Origin of the sequence: Streptomyces sp. 840.1 (assembly GCF_003751445.1) — a bacterium.
Taxonomy (GTDB): Bacteria; Actinomycetota; Actinomycetes; order Streptomycetales; family Streptomycetaceae; genus Streptomyces.
Window position 1 is genome coordinate 4,918,214 of record NZ_RJUU01000001.1, and the last position, 26,787, is coordinate 4,945,000.

General features: G+C 70.3%; 28 protein-coding genes and 1 pseudogene (1 of these 29 running past the window's edge). 17 read left to right on the forward strand and 12 right to left on the reverse strand.

What is annotated here, in order from left to right; all coding sequences use genetic code 11:
- Positions 1–117: 117 nt before the first annotated feature.
- Positions 118–1,107 (forward strand): GTP 3',8-cyclase MoaA, encoded by a 990-nt coding sequence (gene moaA, locus EDD93_RS22480; protein WP_123526863.1) that lies wholly within the window; start codon positions 118–120, stop codon positions 1,105–1,107.
- 18 nt (positions 1,108–1,125) lie between these two features.
- Here moaA and EDD93_RS22485 read toward each other — a convergent pair whose 3' ends face one another.
- Together EDD93_RS22485 and EDD93_RS22490 are read right to left on the reverse strand one after the other, a co-directional pair.
- Positions 1,126–1,365, reverse strand: a complete 240-nt coding sequence (locus tag EDD93_RS22485) for a hypothetical protein (RefSeq protein ID WP_123526864.1) — start codon at positions 1,363–1,365, stop codon at positions 1,126–1,128.
- A gap of 275 nt (positions 1,366–1,640) precedes the next feature.
- Complete coding sequence (locus tag EDD93_RS22490; RefSeq protein ID WP_123526865.1) at positions 1,641–2,015, reverse strand: DUF3099 domain-containing protein; 375 nt, start codon at positions 2,013–2,015, stop codon at positions 1,641–1,643.
- A gap of 236 nt (positions 2,016–2,251) precedes the next feature.
- Here EDD93_RS22490 and EDD93_RS22495 point away from each other — a divergent pair, with 236 nt between their 5' ends.
- A complete protein-coding gene (locus tag EDD93_RS22495; RefSeq protein ID WP_123526866.1) occupies positions 2,252–2,530 on the forward strand; it encodes a GlsB/YeaQ/YmgE family stress response membrane protein in 279 nt (92 codons plus the stop codon).
- Between the two features lie 140 nt (positions 2,531–2,670).
- Here the strand turns inward: EDD93_RS22495 and tyrS are convergent, their stop codons facing one another.
- The 3 genes from tyrS to EDD93_RS22510 form a co-directional block, all read right to left on the reverse strand.
- Positions 2,671–3,939 carry a tyrosine--tRNA ligase gene (gene tyrS / locus EDD93_RS22500; protein WP_123526867.1) on the reverse strand — a complete coding sequence of 423 codons (1,269 nt, stop codon included), beginning with the start codon at positions 3,937–3,939 and terminating at the stop codon, positions 2,671–2,673.
- A 104-nt stretch (positions 3,940–4,043) separates the two neighbouring features.
- Positions 4,044–5,438, reverse strand: coding sequence for a metallopeptidase TldD-related protein (locus tag EDD93_RS22505; RefSeq protein ID WP_123526868.1), 1,395 nt, complete (start codon positions 5,436–5,438; stop codon positions 4,044–4,046).
- Between the two features lie 82 nt (positions 5,439–5,520).
- Positions 5,521–7,044: a TldD/PmbA family protein gene (locus tag EDD93_RS22510; protein ID WP_123526869.1), complete on the reverse strand. Its 1,524-nt coding sequence runs from the start codon at positions 7,042–7,044 to the stop codon at positions 5,521–5,523.
- Between the two features lie 244 nt (positions 7,045–7,288).
- On the opposite strand from EDD93_RS22510, the gene fabG reads away from it, so the two are divergent.
- The 3 genes from fabG (at position 7,289) to EDD93_RS22525 (ending at position 9,408) form a co-directional block, all read left to right on the forward strand.
- Complete coding sequence (gene fabG, locus EDD93_RS22515) at positions 7,289–8,008, forward strand: 3-oxoacyl-[acyl-carrier-protein] reductase (RefSeq protein WP_123526870.1); 720 nt, start codon at positions 7,289–7,291, stop codon at positions 8,006–8,008.
- A 5-nt stretch (positions 8,009–8,013) separates the two neighbouring features.
- Positions 8,014–8,781: an enoyl-ACP reductase FabI gene (gene fabI, locus EDD93_RS22520; RefSeq protein WP_123526871.1), complete on the forward strand. Its 768-nt coding sequence runs from the start codon at positions 8,014–8,016 to the stop codon at positions 8,779–8,781.
- Positions 8,782–9,021: 240 nt separating this feature from the next.
- On the forward strand, positions 9,022–9,408 hold the full coding sequence (locus EDD93_RS22525; RefSeq protein WP_123526872.1) for a hypothetical protein: 387 nt from the start codon (positions 9,022–9,024) through the stop codon (positions 9,406–9,408).
- Between the two features lie 38 nt (positions 9,409–9,446).
- Here the strand turns inward: EDD93_RS22525 and EDD93_RS22530 are convergent, their stop codons facing one another.
- Positions 9,447–10,121: a FadR/GntR family transcriptional regulator gene (locus EDD93_RS22530; RefSeq protein ID WP_123526873.1), complete on the reverse strand. Its 675-nt coding sequence runs from the start codon at positions 10,119–10,121 to the stop codon at positions 9,447–9,449.
- A gap of 135 nt (positions 10,122–10,256) precedes the next feature.
- On the opposite strand from EDD93_RS22530, the gene EDD93_RS22535 reads away from it, so the two are divergent.
- From EDD93_RS22535 to EDD93_RS22545, 4 genes are all read left to right on the forward strand, one after another.
- A complete protein-coding gene (locus EDD93_RS22535) occupies positions 10,257–11,543 on the forward strand; it encodes an MFS transporter (protein ID WP_123526874.1) in 1,287 nt (428 codons plus the stop codon).
- 26 nt (positions 11,544–11,569) lie between these two features.
- Complete coding sequence (locus EDD93_RS40310) at positions 11,570–11,680, forward strand: SGM_5486 family transporter-associated protein (RefSeq protein WP_260147507.1); 111 nt, start codon at positions 11,570–11,572, stop codon at positions 11,678–11,680.
- 144 nt (positions 11,681–11,824) lie between these two features.
- Positions 11,825–12,031: a hypothetical protein gene (locus EDD93_RS22540; protein ID WP_123526875.1), complete on the forward strand. Its 207-nt coding sequence runs from the start codon at positions 11,825–11,827 to the stop codon at positions 12,029–12,031.
- A 74-nt stretch (positions 12,032–12,105) separates the two neighbouring features.
- Entirely contained in the window at positions 12,106–12,624 is a 519-nt protein-coding gene (locus EDD93_RS22545) for a histidine phosphatase family protein (RefSeq protein WP_123526876.1), read from the forward strand.
- Positions 12,625–12,807: 183 nt separating this feature from the next.
- On the opposite strand, the gene serB is transcribed toward EDD93_RS22545, so the two are convergent.
- Positions 12,808–14,064 carry a phosphoserine phosphatase SerB gene (gene serB, locus EDD93_RS22550; RefSeq protein ID WP_123526877.1) on the reverse strand — a complete coding sequence of 419 codons (1,257 nt, stop codon included), beginning with the start codon at positions 14,062–14,064 and terminating at the stop codon, positions 12,808–12,810.
- A gap of 288 nt (positions 14,065–14,352) precedes the next feature.
- Here serB and EDD93_RS22555 point away from each other — a divergent pair, with 288 nt between their 5' ends.
- The gene (locus tag EDD93_RS22555) at positions 14,353–17,010 is read left to right on the forward strand and encodes an FHA domain-containing protein (protein WP_123526878.1); all 2,658 of its coding nucleotides are present in this window, start codon (positions 14,353–14,355) and stop codon (positions 17,008–17,010) included.
- Positions 17,011–17,107: 97 nt separating this feature from the next.
- Here EDD93_RS22555 and EDD93_RS22560 read toward each other — a convergent pair whose 3' ends face one another.
- Complete coding sequence (locus tag EDD93_RS22560; RefSeq protein ID WP_123526879.1) at positions 17,108–17,845, reverse strand: transglycosylase SLT domain-containing protein; 738 nt, start codon at positions 17,843–17,845, stop codon at positions 17,108–17,110.
- 450 nt (positions 17,846–18,295) lie between these two features.
- Here EDD93_RS22560 and EDD93_RS22565 point away from each other — a divergent pair, with 450 nt between their 5' ends.
- The 3 genes from EDD93_RS22565 (at position 18,296) to EDD93_RS22575 (ending at position 20,482) form a co-directional block, all read left to right on the forward strand.
- Entirely contained in the window at positions 18,296–19,447 is a 1,152-nt protein-coding gene (locus EDD93_RS22565; protein ID WP_123526880.1) for a GAF domain-containing sensor histidine kinase, read from the forward strand.
- On the forward strand, positions 19,440–20,084 hold the full coding sequence (locus tag EDD93_RS22570) for a response regulator transcription factor (RefSeq protein ID WP_123526881.1): 645 nt from the start codon (positions 19,440–19,442) through the stop codon (positions 20,082–20,084). Before EDD93_RS22565 ends, EDD93_RS22570 begins: the two co-directional genes overlap by 8 nt.
- A gap of 146 nt (positions 20,085–20,230) precedes the next feature.
- Positions 20,231–20,482: a chaplin family protein gene (locus tag EDD93_RS22575; protein WP_123526882.1), complete on the forward strand. Its 252-nt coding sequence runs from the start codon at positions 20,231–20,233 to the stop codon at positions 20,480–20,482.
- Between the two features lie 221 nt (positions 20,483–20,703).
- On the opposite strand, the gene EDD93_RS22580 is transcribed toward EDD93_RS22575, so the two are convergent.
- The gene (locus EDD93_RS22580; protein WP_123526883.1) at positions 20,704–21,483 is read right to left on the reverse strand and encodes a hypothetical protein; all 780 of its coding nucleotides are present in this window, start codon (positions 21,481–21,483) and stop codon (positions 20,704–20,706) included.
- A gap of 199 nt (positions 21,484–21,682) precedes the next feature.
- Between EDD93_RS22580 and EDD93_RS22585 the strand changes: the two genes are divergently transcribed.
- The 4 genes from EDD93_RS22585 (at position 21,683) to EDD93_RS22600 (ending at position 24,954) form a co-directional block, all read left to right on the forward strand.
- Positions 21,683–22,480, forward strand: a complete 798-nt coding sequence (locus EDD93_RS22585; RefSeq protein WP_123526884.1) for an ABC transporter ATP-binding protein — start codon at positions 21,683–21,685, stop codon at positions 22,478–22,480.
- A 115-nt stretch (positions 22,481–22,595) separates the two neighbouring features.
- Positions 22,596–23,027 (forward strand): NfeD family protein, encoded by a 432-nt coding sequence (locus EDD93_RS22590; RefSeq protein ID WP_123526885.1) that lies wholly within the window; start codon positions 22,596–22,598, stop codon positions 23,025–23,027.
- Positions 23,028–23,182: 155 nt separating this feature from the next.
- Positions 23,183–24,124, forward strand: coding sequence for an SPFH domain-containing protein (locus EDD93_RS22595; RefSeq protein WP_123526886.1), 942 nt, complete (start codon positions 23,183–23,185; stop codon positions 24,122–24,124).
- Positions 24,125–24,186: 62 nt separating this feature from the next.
- Positions 24,187–24,954, forward strand: coding sequence for a sulfite exporter TauE/SafE family protein (locus tag EDD93_RS22600; protein WP_123526887.1), 768 nt, complete (start codon positions 24,187–24,189; stop codon positions 24,952–24,954).
- A 61-nt stretch (positions 24,955–25,015) separates the two neighbouring features.
- Here EDD93_RS22600 and EDD93_RS22605 read toward each other — a convergent pair whose 3' ends face one another.
- The 3 genes and pseudogenes from EDD93_RS22605 to EDD93_RS22615 form a co-directional block, all read right to left on the reverse strand.
- Complete coding sequence (locus tag EDD93_RS22605) at positions 25,016–25,522, reverse strand: HNH endonuclease (protein WP_024490345.1); 507 nt, start codon at positions 25,520–25,522, stop codon at positions 25,016–25,018.
- A 155-nt stretch (positions 25,523–25,677) separates the two neighbouring features.
- A complete protein-coding gene (locus EDD93_RS22610) occupies positions 25,678–26,208 on the reverse strand; it encodes a YbhB/YbcL family Raf kinase inhibitor-like protein (protein WP_123526888.1) in 531 nt (176 codons plus the stop codon).
- 51 nt (positions 26,209–26,259) lie between these two features.
- A pseudogene (locus EDD93_RS22615) lies at positions 26,260–26,787 on the reverse strand (sporulation protein); it runs 253 nt beyond the window's last position.

Sequence of the window (26,787 nt, forward strand, 5' to 3'; positions counted from 1 at the left end):
CGACGCGGCCGCGTCGTACCTCGTGTCAAACGGGCCCCTGTGATGTCACATGGGGCGCGTACTCTCGGAAGAGTCAGTAACCGCAACCGGGAATTCAGCCGGAGGAGGGGGCCCAACATGCTCATCGACACCTATGACCGGGTCGCCACCGACCTGCGCGTATCACTCACCGACCGGTGCAACCTGCGCTGTACGTACTGCATGCCCGAGGAGGGCCTGCAGTGGCTGGCCAAGCCGGACCTGCTGAGTGACGACGAGATCGTCAGGCTCGTCCGCATCGCCGTCACGCAGCTCGGCATCACCGAAGTCCGCTTCACCGGCGGGGAGCCGCTGCTGCGCCCCGGACTCGTCTCCATCGTCGAGCAGTGCGCCGCCCTGGAGCCCCGCCCGAAGATGTCGATCACCACCAACGGGATCGGGCTGAAGCGCACTGCCGCCGCGCTCAAGGCCGCAGGCCTTGACCGGGTCAACGTCTCGCTGGACACCCTGCGCCCCGACGTGTTCAAGGCCCTCACCCGCCGCGACCGGCACCACGACGTGCTGGCCGGCCTCGAAGCCGCCCGGGAGGCCGGGCTCACCCCGGTCAAGGTCAACACCGTCCTGATGCCGGGGCTCAACGGCGACGAGGCACCCGACCTGCTCGCCTGGGCCGTGGACAACGCCTACGAGCTCCGCTTCATCGAGCAGATGCCGCTCGACGCACAGCACGGCTGGAAGCGCGACGGAATGATCACAGCAGGTGACATCCTGGAATCGCTGCGCACCCGCTTCGAGCTCGCCCCCGAGGGGCGGGACGAGCGCGGCTCCGCCCCCGCCGAGCGCTGGCTGGTCGACGGCGGCCCGCACCGGGTCGGCGTCATCGCCTCCGTCACCCGGCCGTTCTGCCGGGCCTGCGACCGTACCCGGCTCACCGCCGACGGCCAGGTGCGCACCTGCCTGTTCGCCCGCGAGGAGACCGACCTGCGCGGCGCCCTGCGGTCGGAGGCTCCGGACAAGGAGATCGCCCGGATCTGGCGGCTCGCGATGTGGGGCAAGAAGGCCGGATCGGGCCTGGACGACCCCTCCTTCCTCCAGCCCGACCGCCCGATGTCGGCGATCGGCGGGTAGCGCGCCGGGGCGGGCCCGTCAGGAGGGCGACTCCCATTCCTCCAGCGTCACCACGTCCTTCAGGAAGCCCCGCACTCCGAGGAACGAGGAGAGATGCTCCCGGTGCTCGTCGCAGGCCAGCCAGGTCTTGCGCCGGTCCGGGGTGTGCAGCTTCGGGTTGTTCCAGGCAAGCACCCACACGGCGTCGGCACGACAGCCCTTGGCGGAGCAGACGGGGGCTTCGGCAGCGTTCTCGGCCGCGGATTCAGGGGAGTTCACGGACTCAACCCTAGATCCTCCGCAGCCTCCCACGAGGCGCGGGGCCGACCGCCGATGCGGCCGGCCCGACGCATCCCCTGCCGGAGAAAAGGCGACGCCGAGCAGCCACGGGGGGAGCTGCCCGGCGTCGGTCTGTCGCTCCGACGGGGGATGCGGAGCGCTTTTGAAGTATGTCACGCAGACAGGGGTGCGGGGCACTGGAACTTCATGATTGATCTGAGCTTTTCTTGAGCTTCGACCGGCCGTGAAACCGGTCGATATCCGGGCGTACCGGATCAGCTGTGGCCCTGTGGATCAGCGGCACGGAAGGCCTGGTCGGCCGCCGGGCCCGGCTCGGCGTGCCCGGCCACCGGGGCGGCGCCGAGCGCCGGCCGCGCCGGGGCCGGCACGAAGGTCGAGGGCAGCGAGGGGGTGTTCTCCCGGCCCGCGTTGGCGATGACGACGGCGATGTACGGGAGCAGAACGCCCAGCGCCAGCCCCACGATCGCCACATAGCGTTCCACGTTCCACAGGGCCGCCGCGGCGATCACCGAGACCGTGCGCACGGACATCGAGATCACATAGCGCCGCTGCCTGCCGCGCACGTCCTCCGCGAGTCCCTGCCGGGCCCCGGTGATCCGGAAGACCTCCGCACCGCTCTGCTTGCCCATCCCGTCTCCACCCATCTTCCCCGCGCTCGTGCCGAACCGGGGGAGACCCCGTTCCCGTGCCGGACACCCCCCGGATCCGGACCGCTCCCACGGTACGCCCGGCGCCCGCCGGGTTCGAGACCGGGGCGCGCCACGAACCCGGCGGCCGCCCGTACGGACCTGCCCGGCATGCGGTGCGCACGTCCAGGGCCGAGACTGATCGGACATCGCGACACCGCGTCGCACGAGGAGGCGGTATGAGCTGGTTGTGGGCAATCATCGTGGGCCTGGTCCTCGGTCTGATCGCGAAGGCGATCCTGCCGGGGAAGCAGGAGATCCCGCTCTGGCTGACGGTCATCTTCGGCATGATCGGCAGCATCCTCGGCAACGCTGTCGCCACCTGGCTCGGTGTCAACGACACCAAGGGCATCGACTGGACACGGCACGTTCTCCAGCTGATCGGTGCAGTGGTGGTGGTCGGCGTCGGGGACATGGCGTGGACATCGATCCGCGGCAACAGGCGGCAGAAGACCTGAGCACCGCCCCCGGGCCCAGGCCGACAGGGAACGGCAGCGGCCGGGTACGCGTGATGACGCGTACCCGGCCGCGGTGCTGACGGTGACGGGCCCAACGGCCGGCCGGCTCCCCGCCGGACGTGACCTTGAACAGTCGGCTCTCAGCCGGCCGTGACCTCGATGGCCGCGAGGTTCTTCTTGCCCCGGCGCAGCACCAGCCAGCGCCCGTGCAGCAGCTCCTCGCGGGCCGGTGCCACCTCACCGTCGGTGACCTTGACGTTGTTCACGTACGCGCCGCCCTCCTTGACCGTGCGGCGCGCGCCCGACTTGCTCGGTGCCAGGCCGACCTCCACCAGGAGGTCCACCAGCGGACCCAGCTCGGTGACCCGGGCGTGCGGCACCTCGGAGAGCGCGGCGCTCAGCGTCGCCTCGTCCAGCCCGCTCAGCTCACCCTGGCCGAACAGGGCCTTCGACGCGGCGATGACCGCGGCGCACTGGTCCGCGCCGTGCACCAGCGTCGTCAGCTCCTCGGCCAGCGCGCGCTGCGCCGACCGGGCCTGCGGCCGCTCCTCGGTGACCTTCTCCAGCTCCTCCAGCTCGGCGGGGCTCCGGAAGCTGAGGATGCGCATGTAGCGCGAGATGTCCCGGTCGTCCACGTTCAGCCAGAACTGGTAGAACGCGTACGGCGTCGTCATCTCCGGGTCGAGCCAGACGGCACCGCTCTCGGACTTGCCGAACTTGGTCCCGTCCGCCTTCGTCATCAGCGGCGTCGCCAGCGCGTGCACCTCGGCGCCCGGCTCCAGGCGGTGGATCAGGTCCAGGCCGGCGGTGAGGTTGCCCCACTGGTCGCTGCCGCCCTGCTGGAGGGTGCAGCCGTGCCGCCGGTACAGCTCCAGGAAGTCCATGCTCTGGAGCAGCTGGTAGCTGAACTCGGTGTAGCTGATGCCCTCGTCGGACTCCAGCCGCCGGGCGATGGACTCCTTGGTGAGCATCTTGTTGACCCGGAAGTGCTTGCCGATGTCCCGGAGGAACTCGATCGCGGACATGCCCGCGGTCCAGTCCAGGTTGTTCACCATGACCGCGGCGTTGTCGCCCTCGAAGGACAGGAACGGCTCGATCTGGGACCGCAGCCGCGACACCCAGGCGGCGATGGTCTCCGGGTCGTTCAGCGTGCGCTCGGCGGTCGGCCGGGGGTCACCGATCTGGCCGGTGGCCCCTCCCACCAGGGCGAGCGGCCGCAGACCGGCCTGCTGGAGCCGGCGCATGGTGAGCACCTGCACCAGGTGGCCGACGTGCAGACTCGCCGCGGTGGGGTCGTAGCCGCAATAGAACGTGACGGGACCGTCCGCGAGAGCCTTGCGCAGTGCGTCCTCGTCAGTGGACTGGGCGAACAGCCCGCGCCACTTCAGCTCGTCGACGATGTCCGTCACGGTTCCGTGTCTCCTCAGCAGCTACGTGTATCGATACGGGTCAGCTGTGTGTCCGCCGCGTGCATCGATACGTGGATCGAAAGGCACCGGCCAGTCTAGGCGGGTCACACGCCCCGGCTCACCGAGCTCATGTTGAAGTCCGGGATGCGCAGTGCGGGCATCGCGGCCCGGGTGAACCAGTCGCCCCACTCGCGCGGCAGCGTCTTCTCGGTGCGCCCCGCCTCGGTGGCCCGCGACAGCAGGTCCACCGAGGACTCGTTGAAGCGGAAGTTGTTCACCTCACCGACCACCTCGCCGCCTTCCACGAGGTACACCCCGTCGCGGGTCAGCCCGGTCAGCAGCAGCGTCGCCGGATCGACCTCGCGGATGTACCACATGCAGGTCAGCAGCAGGGCGGGGCCGGTCGTGGCGGCCACCATCTCCTCCAGCGAGCGCTCGCCGCCGCCCTCCAGGACCAGGTTGTCGATCGCCGGGGCGAGCGGCAGCCCGGTCAGGCCCGCCGTGTGCCGGGTGGTGGTCAGCCGGTCGAGGCGGCCGTCCCTGATCCAGTCGGTGCGGGTCAGCGGCAGCCCGTTGTCGAAGACCGAACCGCCGTCCCCGGAGGAGTGCGCGACGACGAAGGGCGCCGATTCGAGGCCCGGCGCGTGCGGGTCGCTGCACAGCGTCAGCGGCAGCGGGGACAGCGTCTCGCCGAGCCGGGTGCCGCCGCCGGGCCTGGAGAACACCGTCCGGCCCTCGGCCGCGTCCCGGGCGGTCGAGGACCACAGCTGGTAGATCAGCAGATCGGCGACGGCGGTCGGCGGCAGCAGCGTCTCGTACCGGCCGGCCGGCAGCTCGACCCGGCGCTCCGCCCAGCCCAGCCGACGGGCCAGCTCGGCGTCCAGCTCCGCCGGGTCGACGTCCTTGAAGTCGCGGGTCGCCCGCCCCGCCCAGGCCGAGCGCGAGCGGTCGGGCGACTTGGCGTTCAGCTCCAGCGTCCCGTTCGGCTGGTCGTGCCGCAGCCGCAGCCCGGTCGACGTACCGAGGTAGGTCGAGGTCATCTCGTGGTTCGCGAAGCCGTACAGCTCCCGGCCACCGGCCCTGGCCCGCGCGAAGGCGTCACCGAGCGCGGGGGCGAACGCCGCGAACACATCGGAGTCCGTCTCCGCCGGCGCGTCCGTGAAGTCGGGGGAGGCCGCCACCCCGGTGACCAGCGGCTGCGCGTCCTCGGCAGGACCGGCGCCCCGCGCGGCGGCCTCGGCGGCCCGCACCAGCGGCTCCAGGTCCGCCGCGGTGACGGCGGTCCGGGACACGACCCCGGACGCGGCGCCCTCGGCCCCGTCGACCGTGGCGATGACGGTCAGGGTCCGGCCCCGGGTCACCCCGTTCGTGGTGAGCGCGTTGCCCGCCCACCGCAGATTGGCCGACGACTCCTCGTCGGCGATGACCACACAGCCGTCGGCGGTGGACAGTTCGAGAGCGCGCTCGACGATCTCGTGCGGCTTGCTGACGCGGCTCATCGTCCGGCCTCCTGCGTCGTGTTGAGACTGTGCCGGCCCGGGGGACGACCCCCGGACCCCCGGCCGGTTCCGTGCGCGCGGCTCATCGTCCGGCCTCCTGCGTCGTGTTGAGGATGTTCACGCCTCGGAAGAGGGCGGAGGGGCAGCCGTGCGAGACGGCCGCGACCTGGCCGGGCTGGGCCTTGCCGCAGTTGAAGGCGCCGCCCAGGACGTAGGTCTGCGGACCACCGACCTTCTCCATCGAGCCCCAGAAGTCCGTCGTCGTCGCCTGGTAGGCGACGTCGCGCAGCTGTCCGGCGAGCCTGCCGTTCTCGATCCGGAAGAACCGCTGCCCGGTGAACTGGAAGTTGTACCGCTGCATGTCGATCGACCAGGACCGGTCGCCGACCACGTAGATCCCGCGCTCGACGCCGCCGATCAGGTCCTCCGTGGACAGTCCGCCGGGATCGGGCGCCAGCGACACGTTCGCCATGCGCTGCACGGGGACGTGGCCCGGCGAGTCCGCGTAGGCGCACCCGTTGGACCGGCCCAGATCCGTCAGCTTCGCGATCCGGCGGTCCAGCTGGTAGCCGACCAGCGTGCCGTCCTTCACCAGGTCCCACGACTGGGCCTCGACGCCCTCGTCGTCGTAGCCGATCGTCGCCAGCCCGTGCTCGGCCGTCCGGTCGCCCGTCACGTTCATCACGGGGGAGCCGTACGCCAGCTTGCCGAGCTTGTCGAAGGTCGCGAACGAGGTCCCCGCGTACGCCGCCTCGTAGCCCAGCGCCCGGTCCAGCTCCGTGGCGTGGCCGATCGACTCGTGGATGGTCAGCCACAGGTTCGACGGGTCGACGACCAGGTCGTAGGTGCCCGCCTCGACGCCCGGCGCCCGCATCTTCTCGGCCAGCAGCCCCGGAATCCGCTCCAGCTCCGCGTCCCAGTCCCAGCCGGTGCCGGTCAGGTACTCCCAGCCGCGCCCGGCCGGCGGCGCGATCGTGCGCATCGAGTCGAACTCACCGCTCGTCGCGTCCACCGCCACCGCGGTGAACTCCGGATGCAGCCGCACCCGCTGCTGCGTGGTGACCGTGCCGGCCGTGTCCGCGTAGAACTTGTTCTCGTGGACGGTCATCAGTGAGGCGTCCACATGCGCCACGCCCTTCGCGGCCAGCAGCCGGGCGCTCCACTCGGCGAGCAGCCCGGCCTTCTCCCCGGCCGGCACGTCGAAGGGGTCGACGTCGTACGCGGAGACCCAGGTCCGCTCCCCGTGCACCGGCTCGTCCGCCAGCTCCACGCGCTCGTTCGAACCCGCCGCGGCGATCACCTTCGCCGACAGCTTCGCCATGGCGACGGCCTGCGAGGCCACCCTCGCCGCCGCGTCCATCGTCAGATCCACCCCGGAGGCGAACCCCCAGGCCCCGCCGTGCACCACCCGCACCGCGTACCCGAGGTCGGTGCTGTCCGACGCCCCGGCCGGGCGGGCGTCCCGCAGCCGCCAGGTGGCGCTGCGCACCCGCTCGAAGCGGAAGTCGGCGTGCACGGCCCCGAGCGCCCGCGCGCGGGCGAGCGCCGCGTCGGCGAGGGGCCTCAGCGGAAGGGCCAGGAACGACTGATCTACCTCATGGGGCACGAGCGGCCTCTCCTCTGTGTCACATACCCTCGGTTCGTTTACGAGGCAGTGAAGCATGGCCGAAGAGGTGCCACAGCCGAATTGCGGCCGGGGGCACTGCCGGGCGGAGCCGGGCCGGGGCCGAACGTCACTGTAGGAACCCGACAGCACCCGGGGGAAGGCGCTGTCAGAGGCCGATTCCTCGGTAAGCGGCTGGTACCGATAGGTTTTCGAGGTACCAGACAGCTATGGAAAGGGTGATCCGTTGAGCCGCTCGGTTCTCGTCACCGGAGGAAACCGGGGCATCGGCCTCGCCATCGCCCGCGCTTTCGCCGACAACGGCGACAAGGTCGCGATCACCTTCCGCTCCGGCGAGCCGCCCCAGGCCCTCACCGAGGCCGGTGTTCTCGCGGTGCGCTGCGACATCACCGACGCCGAGCAGGTGGAGCAGGCCTACAAGGTGATCGAGGAGCAGCACGGCAACGTGGAGGTGCTGGTCGCCAACGCCGGTATCACCAAGGACCAGTTGCTGATGCGGATGAGCGAGGAGGACTTCACGTCCGTACTCGACACCAACCTCACCGGGACCTTCCGGGTCGTCAAGCGTGCCAACCGGGGGATGCTGCGCGCCAAGAAGGGCCGCGTCGTCCTCATCTCCTCCGTCGTCGGCCTCCTCGGGTCGGCGGGGCAGGCGAACTACGCCGCCTCCAAGGCCGGCCTGGTCGGCTTCGCCCGGTCGCTCGCCCGTGAGCTGGGCTCGCGGAACATCACCTTCAACGTCGTCGCACCCGGTTTCGTCGACACCGACATGACGCAGGCGCTCACCGAGGAGCAGCGCAAGGGCATCGTCGCCCAGGTGCCGCTCGCGCGTTACGCGCAGCCCGCGGAGATCGCCGCCGCGGTGCGCTTCCTCGCCTCCGACGACGCGTCGTACATCACTGGAGCCGTCATCCCTGTTGACGGCGGATTGGGCATGGGTCACTGATCACCATGAGCGGAATTCTCGACGGCAAGCGCATCCTCATCTCCGGGGTGCTGATGGAGTCGTCCATCGCGTTCCACGCCGCCAAGGTGGCCCAGGAGCAGGGCGCGGAGATCATCCTGACCGCCTTCCCCCGGCCCACGCTGACCGAGCGCATCGCCAAGAAGCTGCCCAAGCCGGCCAAGGTCATCGAGCTGGACGTGACCAACAACGAGCACCTGGACCGGCTGGCCGGTCTGGTGCGCGACGAGCTCGGCTCGCTCGACGGCGTCGTCCACTCCATCGGCTTCGCGCCGCAGGACGCGCTCGGCGGCAACTTCCTCAACACCCCCTTCGAGTCGGTCTCCACGGCGATGCACGTCTCGGCGTTCTCGCTGAAGTCGCTCGCCATGGCGTGCAAGCCGCTGATGAGCGAGGGCGGTTCGATCGTCGGCCTCACCTTCGACGCGCAGTTCGCCTGGCCGCAGTACGACTGGATGGGCCCGACGAAGGCCGCGCTGGAGGCCACCTCCCGCTACCTCGCTCGTGACCTGGGCAAGGACAACATCCGCTGCAACCTGGTCTCGGCCGGGCCGCTCGGCTCCATGGCCGCCAAGTCCATCCCGGGCTTCGGCGAGCTCGCCGAGGTGTGGAACACCCGCGCACCGCTGGCCTGGGACATGTCGGACCCGGAGCCGGCCGGCCGCGCCATCGTCGCGCTGCTCTCGGACTTCTTCCCGAAGACGACGGGCGAGATCATCCACGTCGACAGTGGCGTGCACATGATCGGCGCCTGATTCCAGGCCCGTACGACAGCGCTCTGGAAACGGCCGCGCACCACTTCTCCCGAGGTGGCGTGCGGCCGTTTCCCGTGTCCCGCCCGGCCTCTCGGCGCTCAGGTCGAAAACCTGGTCGATCCACCGCAGAATGTGGAGGAACCGGACTTCTGGTCAGGCCGAGTGCCTTCCGTCCGGGGCGTGACGGGCCCGTGAGCCCGCCCGGCCCCGGGACGGGAGGCCCCAGGGGAGGAGATCGCTGTGCGCGGCACACGTCACCGAACCCGGTCCCTGCTGGCGGCCTGCGCGGTCGTCGCCGGACTGCTCGTCCCGGGCGCCCTGTACGCCGCGGGCCACGTCGGGGCCGCCGAAGCGGGTGCACCGCCCGCCCCGGACCCCGAACCCTCCGGCGCCGAATGCCGTACGGCGGTCCACGGCTCCCGGGTCGTCGCCTACTGCCACAACCCCTACCCGTCCACCGACCGGGTGCAGCTGCACACCGACTGCGCCCGCTGGTGGGACATCGACGCGGACTCGAAGCCGGTCGCCGTCGGGCCGGGCCGGACCGTACGGATCGACGACCGCTGCTGGAAAGAGGTCGGGTCCGCCTGGGTCACCCACTCGAACGCGACCCGCCCGGCCTCCTGACCCCGGCCGCCGCGCCCGGCGCCCCCGCGGGACGGGCCTCAGACCCGGTCCACCAGGCAGCTCAGCGCGTGGCTCGCGGCCTCGGCCGCCGCCGTCTCCGCGTCACCGGCGCGGATCGCCTCGACCAGCCGCCCGTGGTCCATGTGGTTCTCCGGACGCAGCTCATGGCCGACGTCGTCCCGGACGTGTTCCCGCAGCAGGTCACCCAGGTCGGCGTAGAGCCCGGTCAGCACGTCGTTGTGGGAGGCGGCCACGACGGCCAGGTGCAGCGTCGCGTCCGCCGCCACGAACGCCTCGGCGTCCCCCGCGTTCCACGTCTCCTCCCGGCGCCGCATGAGCGCGTCCAGCTGCTTCAGGTCCCGGTCGGTGCGCCGGACGGCGGCCAGTCGCGCGGCCGACGACTCCAGTGTCGAGCGCAGCTCGGCGACGTGGCGCGGATCGGCGGCGGCGAACCGGCGGTGCATCACCCCGGCCAGCTCGCTGGTGGCGGCCACATAGGTGCCCGAACCCTGCCGGATGTCGAGCAGCCCGTTGTGCGCGAGCGCGCGCACCGCCTCGCGGACGGTGTTACGGGCCACCCCCAGCTGCTCGACCAGCTCGGGTTCGGTGGGAATGCGCGAGCCCACGGGCCACTCGCCCGAGGTGATCTGGTTCCTCAGCTGGGCAATCACCTGGTCGGCGAGAGCCGAACGCCGCGGGGACGTCAGCGCCATGGTGCTCCTTGCTCGGGTGTCCGGGGCCGGGACAGGGGCCGGGACCGCGTCCCGCTGTTCTCGGGTTGTCCGCATGCTCTCAGAGGATCGGAGAGGATTGGACAATCAATCATCCCATGATTCTATGATGGCCCCATGCGTGACGACGAAACCCCTCCCCAGACCCCGACCGGGACGCTGAGTCCCGCCACTCCGGCGGCCCCCGGGACCGACGCCCCCACCGCCGCGGCCGGCCCCGCGCCGTGGCTGCTCCGCCTGGTCGTCGTCGGGCTCGTCCTCACCGCACTCAACCTCCGCCCCGCCATCACCAGCCTCGGCGCCCTCCTCGAAGAGGTGCGCGACGGGCTGCACATGAGCGGGAGCATCGCGGGCGTCCTCACCTCCGTGCCGCCCCTGTGCTTCGCGGTCTTCGGCATCATGGCGCCGCGCCTGGCCCGCCGCTTCGGCCCCGGCGCGGTCGTCTGCGCGGGCATGACCGCGATCACCGCGGGGCTGGTGATCAGGCCCCTCGTCGGCGGCACCGCCGGATTCCTCGCGGCGAGCGCGCTCGCCCTGATGGGCATCGCCGTGAGCAACGTCCTGATGCCGGTGATCGTCAAGCGCTGGTTCCCGGACCGGGTCGGCTCCATGACCGGCCTCTACTCCATGGCCCTGGCCCTGGGCACCTCGCTGGCCGCCGCCGTGACCGTCCCCATGACCGAGGCGATGGGCGGCAGTTGGAAGGCCGGCCTCGGCATCTGGGCCGTGCTCGCCGCCGCCGCGATCCTGCCCTGGATCCCGCTGGTACGGAACCGCAGCGGCGCCCCCGGGCAGGCCTCCGCCCAGCAGGCACGGGTCCCGGAGCTCAGGATCACCCGCAGCCGGACCGCCTGGGCCCTCGCCTGCTTCTTCGGCCTCCAGGCCACCGCCGCGTACATCACCATGGGCTGGATGCCGCAGATCTTCCGCGACGCCGGGGTCTCGGCCGGCACCGCGGGTGTCCTGCTCGCCGTCACCATGGCGATGGGCGTCCCGCTCGCCTTCGTCATCCCCCGGGTCGCGGCCCGGATGCGGAACCAGGGCCCGATCGTGGTCTTCCTCGGCGCGTGCGGCCTCATCGGCTACGGGGGCCTCTTCCTCGCGCCGTCCGGCGGGGCCTGGGCGTGGGCGGTGCTCCTGGGCATCTCGAACTGTGCCTTCCCGCTCGCCCTCACGATGATCAGCATGCGTTCGCGCAGCGGTGCCGGAGTGGTCCGGCTGTCCGCGTTCGCCCAGTCCTGCGGTTACCTGATCTCGATCCCCGGCCCGCTCCTGGTGGGCGTGCTCTACCAGCACAGCGGCGGCTGGGGGCTGCCGATCGGCCTGATGGCGGCCCTGATGGTGCCGCAGATGGCGGCGGGCATCCTGGCCGGCCGGGACCGGACGATCGAGGACGAATGCTGAGATGCGAGACTGTGTCCATGTCTCCTGTGCTCGACCCGAATCCCCAGAACGGTCAGAAGAAGCTCCTGCTCGTCTTCGGGGCGATGGTGCTGATCTCGATCGTCATCGCGGTCATCGCCACCCTCGCCTCCCCGTAGCCCGCGCGGGAGCGTGGTGGGGCTAGCCCCACCATCCCCTAGGGGGTCAGGGTCAGGGTGAAGTGGGTGGGTCACCGGATGGGCCGGGCGAGGCCGGATCCGTAGGTTCTCAGGTACCAGACCTGATGACCTCCGGAGGCGGACATGTCGGCCCGTACACACACCCGGTCCACCCGCCCGGATGCGGGCGGTGTCGAGATCCGGCTGCCCTGGTGGGCCGTCGCGCTGCCCGCTGTCGCCTTCGGCGCGCTGCTGCTGCTGATCCTCGGACCGGGGGAGGCGCACGCGGCCATGGGCGATCCGGCGGTGGGCCGGTTGCTCGAGCGAATCGTGGACCTGCTGACCCGCTGACGGCTGCGGACCGTGGCGGAGCAGCACTCCAACACCCTGCGCCAGCTGGCACGATTCGTGCGAAGCTGAGGTGTATGAGCGTCGATACACCTCGCAGGATCGTCCTTCTCAGGCACGCAAAGGCGGAATGGTCGCAGGACTCCGACCATGAGCGGCCCCTCGCGGAACGCGGCCGCAAGGACGCCCCCGTAGCAGGCCGCAAACTCGCCGATTCCGGGATCGCCTTCGATCTGGCTCTCTGCTCCACCGCCGCCAGGACGCGCGAGACCTGGAAGCTGGCCGTGCACGAGATGCCGGAGCGCCCCAGGACCGTGTACGAGGAGCGGTTGTACGAGGCCTCGCTCGGCGAACTGATCGCCCTGGTCAACGAGACCCCGGACGAGGTCCGCAACCTGCTGGTGATCGCCCACAACCCGGGTATGCACGCGCTCGCCGACGCACTCTCGGGGGCGTCCGAGGGCGATGCCCTGGCCCGGATGACCCGCGGCGGCTTCCCGACCGCGGCGTTCGCCGTGGTCGAGTTCTCCGGCAACTGGAAGGGCGTGGAGCACGGTATCGGCAAGCTCACCGAGTACTGGACTCCGAACGACTGACGACCGACGACTGGCGACCGACGGTCGATGACTGACCACCGGCGGTCGGCGGTCGATGGCTGACGACCGGCGGCGGGCAACCTGCCGCACCGGCTCATGAAGAGGGCCCCGGCGCGCGAGCTTCCGCTTGCGCACCGGGGCCCTCCGTGCTGTCCGGGGCGCACCGCCCCCGACGCCGTATCCCTACTCGACGAGACCGTCGGCGGCCTCGACCTCCTCGCGGGTGATGCCGAGCAGATAGAGCACGGTGTCCAGGAACGGCACGTTCACCGCCGTGTGCGCGGCCCTGCGGACCACCGGCTTGGCGTTGAAGGCGACGCCGAGCCCCGCGGTGTTCAGCATGTCCAGGTCGTTGGCCCCGTCACCGATCGCCACGGTCTGCGCCAGCGGCACCCCGGCCTCCGCGGCGAAGCTCCGCAGCAGCCGGGCCTTGCCGGCCCGGTCGACGATCGGCCCGGTCACCCGGCCGGTGAGCCGCCCGTCGACCACCTCCAGAGTGTTGGCAGAGGCGAAGTCGAGCCCCAGCCGCTCCTTGAGATCGTCCGTCACCTGCGTGAACCCGCCGGAGACGACGCCTACTTGGTAGCCGAGCCGCTTCAGCGTACGGATCAGGGTGCGGGCGCCCGGCGTCAGCCGTACCTCGGCGCGCACCTTCTCCACCACCGATGCGTCGAGGCCCGCCAGCAGCGCCACCCGTGCGTGCAGCGACTGCTCGAAGTCGAGTTCGCCGCGCATCGCCTGCTCGGTGACCGCGGCGACCTCCGCCTCGCAGCCGGCATGGGCCGCGAACAGCTCGATGACCTCGTCCTGGATGAGCGTCGAGTCGACGTCCATCACGACGAGCCGCTGCGCACGGCGGCTCAGCCCGGCCGAGACCACCGCCACGTCGACGCCGATCTCGGCGGCCTCGGTGGCCAGCGCGGTCCGCAGCTCCTCGGTCCCGGTGCCGGACACCGCGAACTCGACGGCCGTGACCGGATACTTGGCCAGCCGGAAGATCCGGTCGATGTTCCCGCCGGTCGAGGTGATGCTTGCCGCTATGGCGGCGGTCGACTCCGCGGTCAGCGGGTGGCCGAGCACCGTCACATGGGAGCGGCCGTCGCCGCGGGGACGGTTGTCGCCCGTGCCGGAGATGATCTCGGCCTGCAGTTTCAGCGACTCGGCCCAGCTGTGCACGGTGGCCCGCAGATCGCCCTCGGTGGTACCGCCCGCGACCGGCGAGGTGACCAGGACACACAGGACGATGCGGCCACGGGTGACGACCTGCTCGATGTCGACGACATCGACGGAGTAGGCGGCGAGGGTGTCGAACAGCCCGGCGGTGATGCCGGGACGGTCCTTCCCGAAGATCTTCACGAGAAGGGTCGGTGCGTCGATGCCCTGACGTGACTCAGGGGACTCAGGAGACGGCGAGGACTGAGGTGGCTGAGATGCGCTCATGGTGCCCCCCACCGTATCGGTCCACGACGCGCCACCGGCGGTCCGTCCCGAGGGCCGGACAGTCCGCACCGATACCCCCAACCAGATAATTCAGCACGATCCGCAATCGTTCATGGCCAGTTGTGTCGGTAGATGACCGTTTTGTTGGCGTCAAAGCCATAACAGTGCAGGTCTCGGCAGGGTCAAACCCCCGCCCGGCTTTCGTATCGGGGACTGCTCCTGGAATAGTTCCCCACGATGTTCAGCATCCCTAGACTCCCTGCGACGGGGGTAATCGGGGGACAACTAGTGGGGCGCGGAGTGCCGGAACTCGTACTGGAATTGAATGGCAGGACCTGGACGCTCGATCCGTCCAGGTCGTACACCCTCGGACGTGATCCGCAGGGGGACATGACGATCGACGACGCCAGGGTGTCGTGGCGGCACGCCACGATCAGCTGGAACGGCCGGGGTTGGTCCATCGAGGACCACGGCAGCACCAATGGCACCTACGTGCAGGGCCAGCGAATCCACCAGATGGAGATCGGGCCCGGCTCCGCCGTGAATCTGGGCAACGCCACCGACGGGCCCCGGCTCGGTCTCAGCGCCGCCTCGGCCGGCGCCGGTGTGCACAGCGGGCAGGCCGCCTCGGGCGCTCAGGCCCCGGCCCAGCAGCAACAGCAGGCCCCGCCGCAGCAGCCGCAACAGCAGCCGCAACAGGGCGGACCCGGCTGGCCGGGCCAGCAGAACCCCGGCCAGCAGCAGAACCCCGGCCGACAGCAGGTTCCCGGCCAGGGACAGCACCAAGGCCAGCACCAGGGACAGGGCCAGCAGCCGCAGGCCTGGCAGCAGGCGCCCCAGGCGCAGCAGCAGCCCCACGTTCCGCAGCAGGGCATGGCGAACAACCCCGGGAGTGGCGGGGCCGGCGGCGCGGCGGGGGCGTCACCGGTCTACGGCGACCGCAGTCCGACCACGTTCCACCAGATGGCGCTCGGCCGGGTGATGCGTATCGGCCGTGCGCTGGAGAACGAGCTGGTCGTCTCCGACCTCCAGGTCTCGCGCAACCACGCCGAGTTCCACGCGATGCCGGACGGCCGCTTCGAGATCCGTGACCTCGGATCCCACAACGGCACGTACGTCAACGGCCAGCCGCTCTCCAAGTCCGGCTCCGCGCTCATCGGCGCGAACGACATCGTCGGTGTCGGTCACTCGACGTTCCGGATCGTGGGCGACCGGCTCGAGGAGTTCGTCGACACCGGTGAGGTCTCCTTCGCCGCCCGCCACCTCACGGTGACGGTCGACGGCGGCAAGCAGATCCTCAAGGACGTCTCGTTCGGCGTCCCGGAGAAGTCGCTGATCGGCGTCATCGGCCCGTCCGGCTCCGGCAAGTCCACCCTGCTCAAGGCGCTCACCGGCTACCGGCCCGCCGACCAGGGCGACGTCCTCTACGACAACCGGAACCTCTACAAGCAGTTCGCCGAGCTGCGCCAGCGCATCGGCCTCGTTCCGCAGGACGACATCCTGCACAAGGAACTCACGGTCACCAAGGCCCTCAAGTACGCGGCCAAACTCCGCTTCCCCGCGGACACCACCGAGGCCGAGCGCCAGTCCCGGATCCTGGAAGTCCTCGCCGAGCTCAAGCTCGACATCCACAAGGACAAGAAGGTCACCTCGCTCTCCGGCGGCCAGCGCAAGCGGGTCTCGGTGGCCCTGGAGCTGCTCACCAAGCCCTCGCTGATATTCCTGGACGAGCCGACGTCCGGCCTCGACCCGGGCATGGACCGCGACGTCATGCAGCTGCTGCGCGGTCTGGCCGACGACGGCCGTACCGTCCTCGTCGTCACGCACTCCGTCGCCGAGCTGGCCATCTGCGACAAGCTCCTGGTGATGGCGCCCGGCGGCGCCGTGGCCTACTTCGGCCCGCCGGAGGAGGCGCTCAACTTCTTCGGCTACAGCACCTGGGCCGACGTGTTCTCCGCGTTCGAGAACTACCGCGACTACGACTGGGCGGGCCGCTGGCGCGGTTCGCAGCACTACCAGATGTACGCCGCGGACATCGACTCCGTCGCCGCGCAGTCCGTGCACATGCCGCCGCACCAGCAGATGCGTCCGCCGAAGCCGCAGGGCTGGGGGACGCAGCTGTGGACGCTGATGCGCCGCTATCTGTCGGTGATCGCGTCCGACAAGGGCTTCATGGGTCTGATGGTGATCCTGCCCGCGGTGCTCGGTGTGGTGAGCGTGGTCATTCCGGCCGACTTCGGCCTGGCCCCGCCCAAGCCGCCGTCCCGGTTCAACAGCGACGCCGGAACGATCATGCTGATCCTGGTGATCGGCATGACCTTCTCCGGCGCCGCCAACTCCGTACGAGAGCTGATCAAGGAACGGGTGATCTACGAACGGGAACGGGCCACCGGCCTCTCCCGTTCCGCCTACCTGATGTCCAAGGTGATCGTGCTCGGCATGATCACGGCCGTCCAGGGCGTCATCATCTGCGGCATCGGCTTCGCCACCCGCGATCTGCCGGCGGAGGGCCTGATCATGCCGCCGGCCGTCGAGCTCTGCGTGACGATCATCGCGCTCGGCTTCACCTCGATGATGTTCGGCCTGGTCATCTCCTCGCTGGTGAAGACCTCCGAGAAGACCATGCCGCTGCTGGTCATGTTCGCGATCGTCCAGGTCGTCTTCACCGGCATCCTCTTCCAGGTCTACGGATCGCTCGGCCTGGAACAGTTCGCCTGGCTGATGCCGTCCCGCTGGGCCATCGCGGCCGCGGGCTCGACACTCGACCTCGCCCACCTCATGCCGCCGTGGGACCAGAAGAACCCCACCGACCTGGACCCGCTGTGGGAGCACACGGCGAGCCAGTGGGGGATCAACATCGGGGTGCTGGTCTTCCTCGGTGTCATCTGCGGCTTCGCGGTCGCGCGGCTGCTGCGCCGCCACGAGCCCGAGGTGATGCGCAAGTAGCCGCCCGCCCCGCGGCCGCGCACCGTACGACGCCGAAGGGCGGCACCCCGCACGGGGTGCCGCCCTTCGGCATGTGTCACGGCGTACCGGAGTGGACTCAGTACGCGCTGTTGACGTTGTCGATCGAGCCGTACTTGTCGGCGGCGTAGTTGGCCGACGCGGTGATGTTGGCGACCGGGTCGTACTGGTCGTGGGGGGTGCCGCCGACGTGGTAGGCGTCGAAGGTCGGCTTGATGATCTGCAGCAGCCCCTTCGACGGGACACCGTTGACCGCGTTGACGTCCCAGTCGTTGATGGCCTTCGGGTTGCCGCTGGACTCGCGGATGATGTTGCGGTGCAGGCCGTCGTAGGTGCCCGGGATGCCCTTGGACTTCATGATGGCCAGGGACTCCTTGATCCAGCCGTCCAGGTTGTTCGAGAAGACCGGGGTACGGGACTCGGAGCGGCTGGCGCCCTGCTTGCCACGCTTGGCCGCGGCCTTCTTGGCCTTCGCCTTGGCCTTGGCCTTGGCGTGAGCCTTGGCCTCGGCCTTCTTGGCCTTCGCCTTCGAGGCGGCCTTGGCCTTCGCGGCGTCGGACGCCTTGATCAGCTGCGCGGCGGTGGAGTGCTGCTCGATGACGCTGGCCTGGATCGTCTTGGCCTGCGAGGAGCCGGCGGCCGACGCGAAGACGACAGGGGCGCCGGAGATGGCCTGCGGCTCGGTCTCGGCATCGGCGTTACCGGGCACCAGCGACAACGAGAGCGCAGCGGCGGCGACGGCGGATATACCGGCGACGGAGAGCTTCTGGGTCTTGTTCATACGACGGAGACGGCCGGGAATGCTGGACGCGGACATGCAGGTACCTCTTCGAATCGCGGAAGTCCTCACGGAGGACGAAGACGGGAGGCGGCATCGCATCTCCGTCGGGGACGATTGCAATTCTTAGCGACCGCAAAATGGTGTGGCAAAGGTGTGACGTACGAAGCCGGGTAGTGGTCCCGGGCGCGGTTCGCAGGTCTCGATCCGGGCTCGTTCCTGCCCATATAGCGCCCATATCGCCCTTATTTGTCCACTAGGTGACTTCGTAAGTGACCCAGGTCCTATGCGCGGCCTCACATCGGCCGTGTATCAATCTCACCAACCGTTGCTGCAGCAATTCGGAGTGTGAGGCTCCACGCCCCGTTCTCCGCACCCGGCACCGTGGGCGCGGCACGATCCGACCCGGAGGACCTAGTCCCTGCGCCCTAATCGGCGGCCGTCCACAGGCCGATACGGGGGCTGTGACCCGCCGGTACGGTGAGCCCCATGAGTCATCGCCCACCGGCGGGCGGCCTTGCGGCAGTGAGTGCCGCACTGCTCGCCATGAGCCGGCACCTGGAAACGCGGGACGTCCTGAAGACGATCGTCGCCTCGGCCCGTGAGCTGCTCGACGCCGAGTACGCGGCGCTCGGGGTCCCGGACGACCACGGCGGCTTCGCCCAGTTCGTCGTCGACGGCGTGAGCGACGAACAGTGGAAGGCCATCGGCCCGCTTCCCCGGCAGCACGGCATCCTCGCCGCGATGCTGCACGAGGCGGGGCCCGAGCGTCTCGCCGACGTCCGCGAGGACCCGCGCTTCGGGGGCTGGCCGTCCGCCCACCCCGACATGTCCGACTTCCTGGGCCTGCCCATCAGGGACGGCGACGAGACCATCGGCGCCCTCTTCCTCGCCAACAAGCGCTGCCCGAAGCCCGAGGGCAGCTGCGGGTTCACCGCCGACGACGAGGAACTGCTGGGGATCCTCGCCCAGCACGCGGCGATCGCCCTGACCAATGCCCGGCTCTACGAGCGCAGCCGCGAGCTCACCATCGCCGAGGAGCGCTCCCGCCTCGCCCACGAGCTGCACGACGCGGTCAGCCAGAAGCTGTTCTCCCTGCGGCTCACCGCGCAGGCCGCCGCCACTCTGGTCGACCGTGACCCGGTCCGCGCCAAGGGCGAACTGCAGCAGGTCGCGGCCCTGGCGGCGGAGGCGGTGGACGAGCTGCGGGCAGCGGTGGTCGAACTGCGCCCCGCCGCACTCGACGAGGACGGCTTGATCGCCACCCTCCGTACCCAGATCCAGGTCCTGGACCGCGCCCACACGGCCCGGGTCACTTTCGAGAGCCTGGGCGTGCGGGCACTGCCCGCCTCACAGGAGGAAGCGCTGCTCAGGGTCTCCCAGGAGGCCCTGCACAACGCCCTGCGCCACTCGGGGGCCGCCCGCGTCGACGTCACGCTCGTACGGGGCAGCGGCGGCGGCACGGTGCTCCGGATCGCCGACGACGGCTGCGGCTTCGAGCCGGCGGCCACCCGCCGGGCGGGACGGCATCTGGGCCTCGTCTCCATGCGGGACCGCGCGAGCGGCGTCGGCGGAAAGCTCACCGTTGAATCGGCGCCCGGCAAGGGCACCACGATCGAGATGGAGGTACCCGGTGGCTGACAGGATCATCAGGGTGCTGCTGGTCGACGACCACCAGGTGGTCCGCCGCGGTCTGCGTACGTTCCTGGAGATCCAGGACGACATGGAGGTCGTGGGAGAGGCCTCCGACGGAGCCGAGGGAGTGGCCAGGACCGAGGAGCTGCGCCCCGACGTGGTGCTCATGGACATCAAGATGCCCGGCACCGACGGCATCGAGGCGCTGCGCAGGCTCCGGGAGCTGGAGAACCCGGCCAAGGTGCTGATCGTCACCAGCTTCACCGAACAGCGCACCGTCGTTCCCGCCCTGCGCGCGGGCGCCTCCGGGTACGTCTACAAGGACGTCGACCCGGACGCGCTGGCGGGCGCCATCCGCTCGGTGTACGCGGGCCATGTCCTGCTCCAGCCGGAAGTGGCGGGAGCGCTGCTCGCCCAGGACGACCCGGGCAGCGGTACGGGCCGGGGGAGCACCCTCACGGAACGGGAGCGCGAAGTGCTGGGCCTCATCGCCGACGGCCGCTCCAACCGGGAGATCGCGCGGGCCCTGGTGCTCTCCGAGAAGACGGTCAAGACGCACGTCTCGAACATTCTGATGAAGCTGGATCTCTCGGACCGCACCCAGGCCGCGCTCTGGGCGGTCCGGCACGGGGCGGCGGGCTGACCGGGCGGCCGCACCGGCCACGCGCCACCGGGCTGAGATTCATACTGTCGGGTGTATGTCACTCGAACGGCGCATCCTCCCCGGCGGCGGGGCGTTCTCCACGGTGCTGCGGCGGCTGGCCGCAGCGACGCTAGGAGGATCCTGAAGTGAAGAACCTGAAGAAGGCCGCTGCCGTCACCATGATCGCCGGTGGCATCATCGCTGCCGGTGCCGGCGCGGCCTCCGCCACCGGTCACAGCGGTGCGGGCGCCCACGGTGTCGCGACCCACTCCCCGGGCGTTGCCAGCGGCAACCTCGTGCAGGTGCCGGTCCACGTGCCGGTGAACGTGGTCGGCAACACCGTCAACGTGATCGGCCTGCTCAACCCGGCGTTCGGCAACTTCGGCCTGAACGGCTGACGCCACGCACACTCTGCGACACCACCGGGCGGGCCCGGGCCTTCACGAAGGCCCGCCCGGCGGCACAACAGGACCCGTCGCAGCACCTGAGGACGACGCGCGACGGGGAATGCACACCGGGCCGCGCACCGGCCAGGCCCCTTACACGCAGGGCCGTCCCGCAGCCTCTCGATCGAGCGTGCTGTCAACCTCCGTAGAGCCCGTGTGCGCAGGGCCGTCCCCTACCGCGCCCGCTCCTCCACATACGCGTTGTACGCCGCCACCTGCGCCCGCCGGGCCACCCGCTCCACCGGCCGCAGCACCTCCCCCCGCGCCGCCATCTCCGACGCGCTCACCGCCCCGCCGTGCCCGTGCTCGTACGCCAGCGAGACCAGCAGCCCCACCCGCTGCGCCAGCTCCAGCACCCGCACCGCCCGCGGCGGATACCCCGGGGCCAGCACCTCGCGCCCCCGCTCCGCCCGCGCCCGGTACGCGTCCAGCGCCGCTTCGGCCACCGGCCCCGACCCCGCCACGTCCAGCCGCGACAGCGCCGCCGTCGCATCCCGCAACGCCTCCGCGAGCTCCCGCTCCGCCTCGCCCAGCGACGGCACATCGGCGGGCGGCGCCTCCCGCACCGCCAGGCAGTGCCACGCCACCGCGACGTGGAGATCCCCGGCCGGGCCCGACTCACGCACCTCGGGCACCAGCCCGTAGGGCGCGCCGTAGGTCACCACAGCCTCCTCGGCCTCCAGCGCCCTCGCGTTGAACTCCGGGGGACCGCTGAGCCCCAGCGGATGCCCGGGAACCGGCAGCGCGACCCGGAAACCGGTCACACCGAGCCCCCGCAGCCGTCCCAGGGCGAGCGTGAGACCGACCGGCCCCGCCTCGCCCGGCAGCCCCTCGACGCGGTGCACCGCGTCCTCCCCGACGATGGCGACGGCGGCGTCGTCCGGAGAGACGAGTCCGGCCAGCAACGCGTTGCCCCAAGCGGCCAGCAGCCCTGAGCGTGGTTCCGAAAGCATGCCGACAGCCTAGGGAACGGACCCGGCCCCTGTCTCACCCGTCCCGGACCCGGGCCCAGGACGGGCGGGGGACCCTGCGACAACCGTGCGACGACGGGCCCAGCGCCCGAAGCTCTCGTGCGGTGGCGTAGGTTTTCCCTGGGAGCTGTGCCCACAGGCACGCGACGATCACGAAACTGCATGGGGAGACAACGCGCTCATGAGCGATGTACTGGAGCTGGTGGACGTATCCGTGGTCCGCGACGGACGCGCTCTGGTGGAAGACGTCTCCTGGTCGGTCAAGGAGGGGGAGCGCTGGGTCATCCTCGGCCCCAACGGCGCCGGCAAGACCACCCTCCTCAACGTCGCCTCCAGCTACCTCTTCCCGAGCAAGGGCAGCGCCACGGTCCTCGGCGAGCAGCTCGGCGGCGTCGGCACCGACGTCTTCGACCTCCGCCCCCGCATCGGGATCGCGGGCGTCGCCATGGCGGAGAAGCTGCCCAAGCGCCAGACGGTCCTGCAGACGGTGCTCACCGCCGCCTACGGCATGACCGCCACCTGGAACGAGAACTACGACAAGGTCGACGAGGACCGCGCCCGCGCCTTCCTCGACCGGCTCGGCATGACCGACTACCTGGACCGGAAGTTCGGCACCCTGTCCGAGGGCGAGCGCAAGCGCACCCTGATCGCCCGCGCCATGATGACCGACCCCGAGCTGCTGCTCCTCGACGAGCCCGCCGCCGGTCTCGACCTCGGCGGCCGCGAGGACCTGGTCCGCCGCCTCGGCCGGCTGGCCCGCGACCCGTACGCCCCCTCCATGATCATGGTCACCCACCATGTCGAGGAGATCGCCCCCGGCTTCACCCACGTCCTGATGATCCGACAGGGCAAGGTGCTCGCCGCAGGACCCATGGAGACGGAGCTCAGCTCCCGCAACCTCTCCCTCTGCTTCGGCCTGCCGCTCGTCGTCGAGCACCAGGGCGACCGCTACACCGCCCGCGGACTGCCGCTCGGCTGAGGGGCGTTCGCCGGCACCGGCCCAGGGCCCCCCGGCCCCTGACGGACCCGTGGTGCACGCGCCCGCCCCGCCTGCGCCCTGTCGGCGGAGGTGCTCGCGGTCATACGATGACCGGGTGGACATCATCGACGCATGGGTGTGGTGGCTGATCGGCGCGGTGGGACTGGGCATCCCGCTCGTCCTGACCGCGATGCCCGAGTTCGGCATGTTCGCCGTCGGGGCGGTCGCTGCGGCGGTGGTCGCGGCTCTCGGCGGCGGAGTCGTGGCCCAGGTACTGGTCTTCGTGATCGTCTCGGTGGCACTGATCGCGGTGGTCCGGCCGATCGCCAACCGGCACCGCTCGGACCGGCCCCATCACGCCACCGGCATCGACGCCCTGAAAGGCCGCCAGGCCGTCGTCCTGGAACGGGTCACCGGCGAAGGCGGCCGGATCAAGCTGGCCGGGGAGATCTGGTCGGCGCGCGCCCTGGATGCGGAACTGAGCTACGAACCCGGCCAACAGGTCGATGTCGTCGAAATCGACGGAGCCACCGCCGTCGTCATGTGACCGAACAGCCCACACGGCAGAGCCCGTTCTGTCAGACTCGATGTCGATCATCGTGAGAACCGGACCGGCAGGACAACCGACTGGCTCCGGCCCCTCACACGATCTCGACCTCGATCATCGCGATCCGTCGGCAACCGAAGGGCACGAGGAAAACGATGCAACCGATCATCATCGTCCTGATCATTCTGGTGGTGCTCGTCTTCATCGCTCTGATCAAGACGATCCAGGTCATCCCACAGGCCAGCGCCGCCATCGTGGAGCGTTTCGGCCGGTACACCCGCACCCTCAACGCAGGCCTGAACATCGTCGTCCCGTTCATCGACTCGATCCGCAACCGGATCGACCTCCGTGAACAGGTCGTGCCCTTCCCGCCGCAGCCGGTGATCACCCAGGACAACCTGGTCGTCAACATCGACACGGTCATCTACTACCAGGTGACCGACGCACGGGCCGCGACGTACGAAGTGGCCAGCTACATCCAGGCCATCGAGCAGCTCACCGTCACCACGCTCCGCAACATCATCGGCGGCATGGACCTGGAACGGACGCTGACCTCCCGCGAGGAGATCAACGCCGCCCTGCGCGGAGTCCTCGACGAAGCCACCGGCAAGTGGGGCATCAGGGTCAACCGCGTCGAGCTGAAGGCGATCGAGCCGCCCACCTCCATCCAGGACTCGATGGAGAAGCAGATGCGCGCCGACCGTGACAAGCGCGCCGCGATCCTCCAGGCCGAGGGAACGCGCCAGTCCGCGATCCTCACCGCCGAGGGCGAGAAGCAGTCCGCGATCCTGCGCGCCGAGGGTGAGGCCAAGGCCGCCGCCCTGCGCGCGGAGGGCGAGGCCCAGGCGATCCGTACGGTCTTCGAGTCCATCCACGCCGGCGACCCGGACCAGAAGCTCCTCTCGTACCAGTACCTCCAGATGCTGCCGAAGATCGCCGAGGGCGACGCCAACAAGCTCTGGATCGTGCCCAGCGAGATCGGCGACGCGCTCAAGGGCCTCAGTGGCGCCTTCGGCAACCTCGGAACCGGCGGCATGCCCGGCTTCAACACCGGCGACTCGGGCAAGGAGCGCCGCGAGCAGCCCCCCGTCGACTGACGTGTACACCCCCTCGGGCATGATCAGTGCACCAAGCACCGATCAGCCACGGGGGATTCGGGATGACCATCTGGGAGATGCTCGCCGTCTTCGCCGCGGGCATCAGCGCGGGCACGATCAACACGATCGTCGGTTCGGGAACGCTGATCACCTTCCCGGTACTGCTCGCCACCGGCCTGCCCCCGGTCACCGCCACGGTCTCCAACGCACTCGGCCTGATCCCCGGTTCCATCAGCGGTGCGATCGGCTACCGCAAGGAGCTCGAAGGGCAGCGCCCACGCGTCCTGAAGCTGGCCGTGGGCGCGCTCATCGGCGGACTGACCGGCGCCACGCTGCTGCTGGCGCTGCCGTCCACCGCGTTCGAGACCATCGTGCCGATCCTGGTCGCCATGGCCCTCGTCCTGGTCATCCTGCAACCGCGCATCAGCAAAGCCGTCCAGCGCCGCCGCGAACAGACCGGCGTCCCGGCCCGCCCCGACGGCGGCCCGCTGCTCTTCGTCGGCCTGATGCTCGCCAGCGTCTACGGCGGCTACTTCACCGCCGCGCAGGGGATCATCTACCTCTCCCTGATGGGCATGCTGCTCGACGACACGATGCAGCGACTCAACGCCGTGAAGAACGTCCTGGCCGCCGTCGTCAACAGCATTGCCGCACTCTTCTTCCTCTTCGTCGCCGAGTTCGACTGGACCGCCGTCGTACTGATCGCGGTCGGCTCCGCGCTCGGCGGCCAGATCGGCGCCAAGGTCGGCCGCCGGCTCAGCCCCGCCATCCTGCGCGCTCTCATCGTCACGGTCGGAACGGTCGCCATCGTCCAACTGCTGCTCCGCTGAGAAGCGGCAGCCCGCCTCCGCACGGAGACGGGCTGTGGCTACCGCAAGGGGCGTAGACCTACTACGCCGCCGACTGCGCCAGCCACTCCGGCAGCGCCGACCGGTCACCGGCCCCGAGCGCCAGCAGCATCGCATCCGCGGGCGACGGTACGAACGGCTGCCGCAACAGCGGCATCCCCGCCTGCTCCGGCGTACGGGCCGCCTTGCGGTGGTTGTCCTCGGCGCAGGACGCCACCGTGTTCAGCCAGGTGTCCTGACCCCCCTGGGCACGCGGCACCACGTGGTCGACGGTGCTCGCCCGCCGCCCGCAGTACGCGCACCGGTGCTGGTCCCGTATGAGCACACCCCTTCTGGACCACGGGGCGTGTCTTCGGAACGGCACCCTCACGTACCGGCAGAGCCTGATCACCCTCGGCACCGGAATGTCCACAGCGGCACCGCGCATACGGAGGCCGGGATGCGACTGCTCGACGACGGCCTTGTCCTGCAGAATCAGCACCACCGCACGGTTCAGCGTCACCGTCGACAGAGGCTCGAAGCTCGCATTCAGTACCAGCGTGTCCCGCATCCCGCCCACCTCCCGTGTGCCGCCCGCCGCCTGGCAGGCCCGGATCAACTCTGGCCGGGCAGGCCGCAATGGACAACGCAATAAAAAGTGCCCTGCCCTGATCTCTCCAGGACCAGGGCAGGGCAAACAGGGGGGAACTATCGACTTTGCGGGCTTCAGGCAGGCTCGGCGTACTCACCGATCAGCTGGGCTCGGCCCAGCGTGTGGAAACGCAGATTGAAACCGACCACGGCGGGCGACGCGTCGCTGTCCGGACCGAGCTTCTCGCTGTCCACCGCGTACACGGTGAACACGTACCGGTGATTCTCGCCGGGCGGCGGCGCGGCGCCGCCGAACTCCTTCGACCCGTAGTCGTTGCGGACGTGCACGGCGCCCGGGGGCAGCCCCTCGAACGCGCCGCCGCCCGCACCCGCCGGCAGCTCCGTGACCGACGCCGGGATGTCGAAGAGCACCCAGTGCCAGAACCCGCTGCCGGTAGGAGCGTCCGGGTCGAAGCACGTCACGGCGAAACTCTTCGTACCCGCCGGGAACCCGTCCCACCGCAGCTGCGGCGAGGTGTCCCCGGCCGCCTGCACCTGTGCGTCCGCAAGCACGGCCCCCGGTTCGAGGTCCTCGCTCACCACGGTGAACGAGGGGACCTCGGGATGGAAGTCGTGCGGCAACGGCGCCCTCTTCGGCTCGGTCACGTCAGCACCTCTCCTGTAGTGGTTCCGGTATCGGGGGTCTCCCCACCGACCCTAGAGCCAGTTGCGCTGACCGCCGACCTGGGCGAGCCACTGATTCAGGTAGGCCGCCCAGTCGGTCCCCTGGTAGTCGTTCAGACCCACCTTGAAGGCACGGTAGGAGTCGCTGCCCTCACTGAAGAGGCCCGGCTTCTTGTCCATCTCCAGCACGACGTCCATCTCGCGGTCGTCCGCGACGAACGTCAGCTCGACCTGGTTCAGCCCCCGGTACTGCGACGGCGGGAAGAACTCGATCTCCTGGTAGAAGGGCAGCCGCTGACGCGTCCCGCGAATGTGACCGCGTTCCATGTCGGCGCTGCGGAAGCCGAAGCCCAGCTGCCCGAAGGCGTCCAGGATCGCCTGCTGGGCCGGCAGCGGGTGCACGTTGATCGGGTCCAGGTCCCCGGAGTCCAGCGCCCGTGCGATCTCCAGCTCCGTGGTCACCCCGATGTTCATGCCGTGCAGGTGCTGGCCCGCGAACATCGTGATCGGCGTCTCCCAGGGGATCTCCAGCCCGAACGGCACGACGTGCACCGCGCCCGC

What these genes read in the sequence shown, in the direction of transcription:
- moaA (WP_123526863.1), top strand. Translation starts at nt 118, where the DNA reads ATGCTCATCGACACCTATGACCGGGTCGCCACCGACCTGCGCGTATCA.
- EDD93_RS22490 (WP_123526865.1), bottom strand. Translation starts at nt 2,015, where the DNA reads ATGGGCAAGCAGAGCGGTGCGGAGGTCTTCCGGATCACCGGGGCCCGG.
- EDD93_RS22495 (WP_123526866.1), top strand. Translation starts at nt 2,252, where the DNA reads ATGAGCTGGTTGTGGGCAATCATCGTGGGCCTGGTCCTCGGTCTGATC.
- EDD93_RS22505 (WP_123526868.1), bottom strand. Translation starts at nt 5,438, where the DNA reads ATGAGCCGCGTCAGCAAGCCGCACGAGATCGTCGAGCGCGCTCTCGAA.
- fabI (WP_123526871.1), top strand. Translation starts at nt 8,014, where the DNA reads ATGAGCGGAATTCTCGACGGCAAGCGCATCCTCATCTCCGGGGTGCTG.
- EDD93_RS22530 (WP_123526873.1), bottom strand. Translation starts at nt 10,121, where the DNA reads ATGGCGCTGACGTCCCCGCGGCGTTCGGCTCTCGCCGACCAGGTGATT.
- EDD93_RS22535 (WP_123526874.1), top strand. Translation starts at nt 10,257, where the DNA reads ATGCGTGACGACGAAACCCCTCCCCAGACCCCGACCGGGACGCTGAGT.
- EDD93_RS22540 (WP_123526875.1), top strand. Translation starts at nt 11,825, where the DNA reads ATGTCGGCCCGTACACACACCCGGTCCACCCGCCCGGATGCGGGCGGT.
- EDD93_RS22545 (WP_123526876.1), top strand. Translation starts at nt 12,106, where the DNA reads ATGAGCGTCGATACACCTCGCAGGATCGTCCTTCTCAGGCACGCAAAG.
- serB (WP_123526877.1), bottom strand. Translation starts at nt 14,064, where the DNA reads ATGAGCGCATCTCAGCCACCTCAGTCCTCGCCGTCTCCTGAGTCCCCT.
- EDD93_RS22560 (WP_123526879.1), bottom strand. Translation starts at nt 17,845, where the DNA reads ATGTCCGCGTCCAGCATTCCCGGCCGTCTCCGTCGTATGAACAAGACC.
- EDD93_RS22565 (WP_123526880.1), top strand. Translation starts at nt 18,296, where the DNA reads ATGAGTCATCGCCCACCGGCGGGCGGCCTTGCGGCAGTGAGTGCCGCA.
- EDD93_RS22580 (WP_123526883.1), bottom strand. Translation starts at nt 21,483, where the DNA reads ATGCTTTCGGAACCACGCTCAGGGCTGCTGGCCGCTTGGGGCAACGCG.
- EDD93_RS22585 (WP_123526884.1), top strand. Translation starts at nt 21,683, where the DNA reads ATGAGCGATGTACTGGAGCTGGTGGACGTATCCGTGGTCCGCGACGGA.
- EDD93_RS22595 (WP_123526886.1), top strand. Translation starts at nt 23,183, where the DNA reads ATGCAACCGATCATCATCGTCCTGATCATTCTGGTGGTGCTCGTCTTC.
- EDD93_RS22600 (WP_123526887.1), top strand. Translation starts at nt 24,187, where the DNA reads ATGACCATCTGGGAGATGCTCGCCGTCTTCGCCGCGGGCATCAGCGCG.
- EDD93_RS22605 (WP_024490345.1), bottom strand. Translation starts at nt 25,522, where the DNA reads ATGCGGGACACGCTGGTACTGAATGCGAGCTTCGAGCCTCTGTCGACG.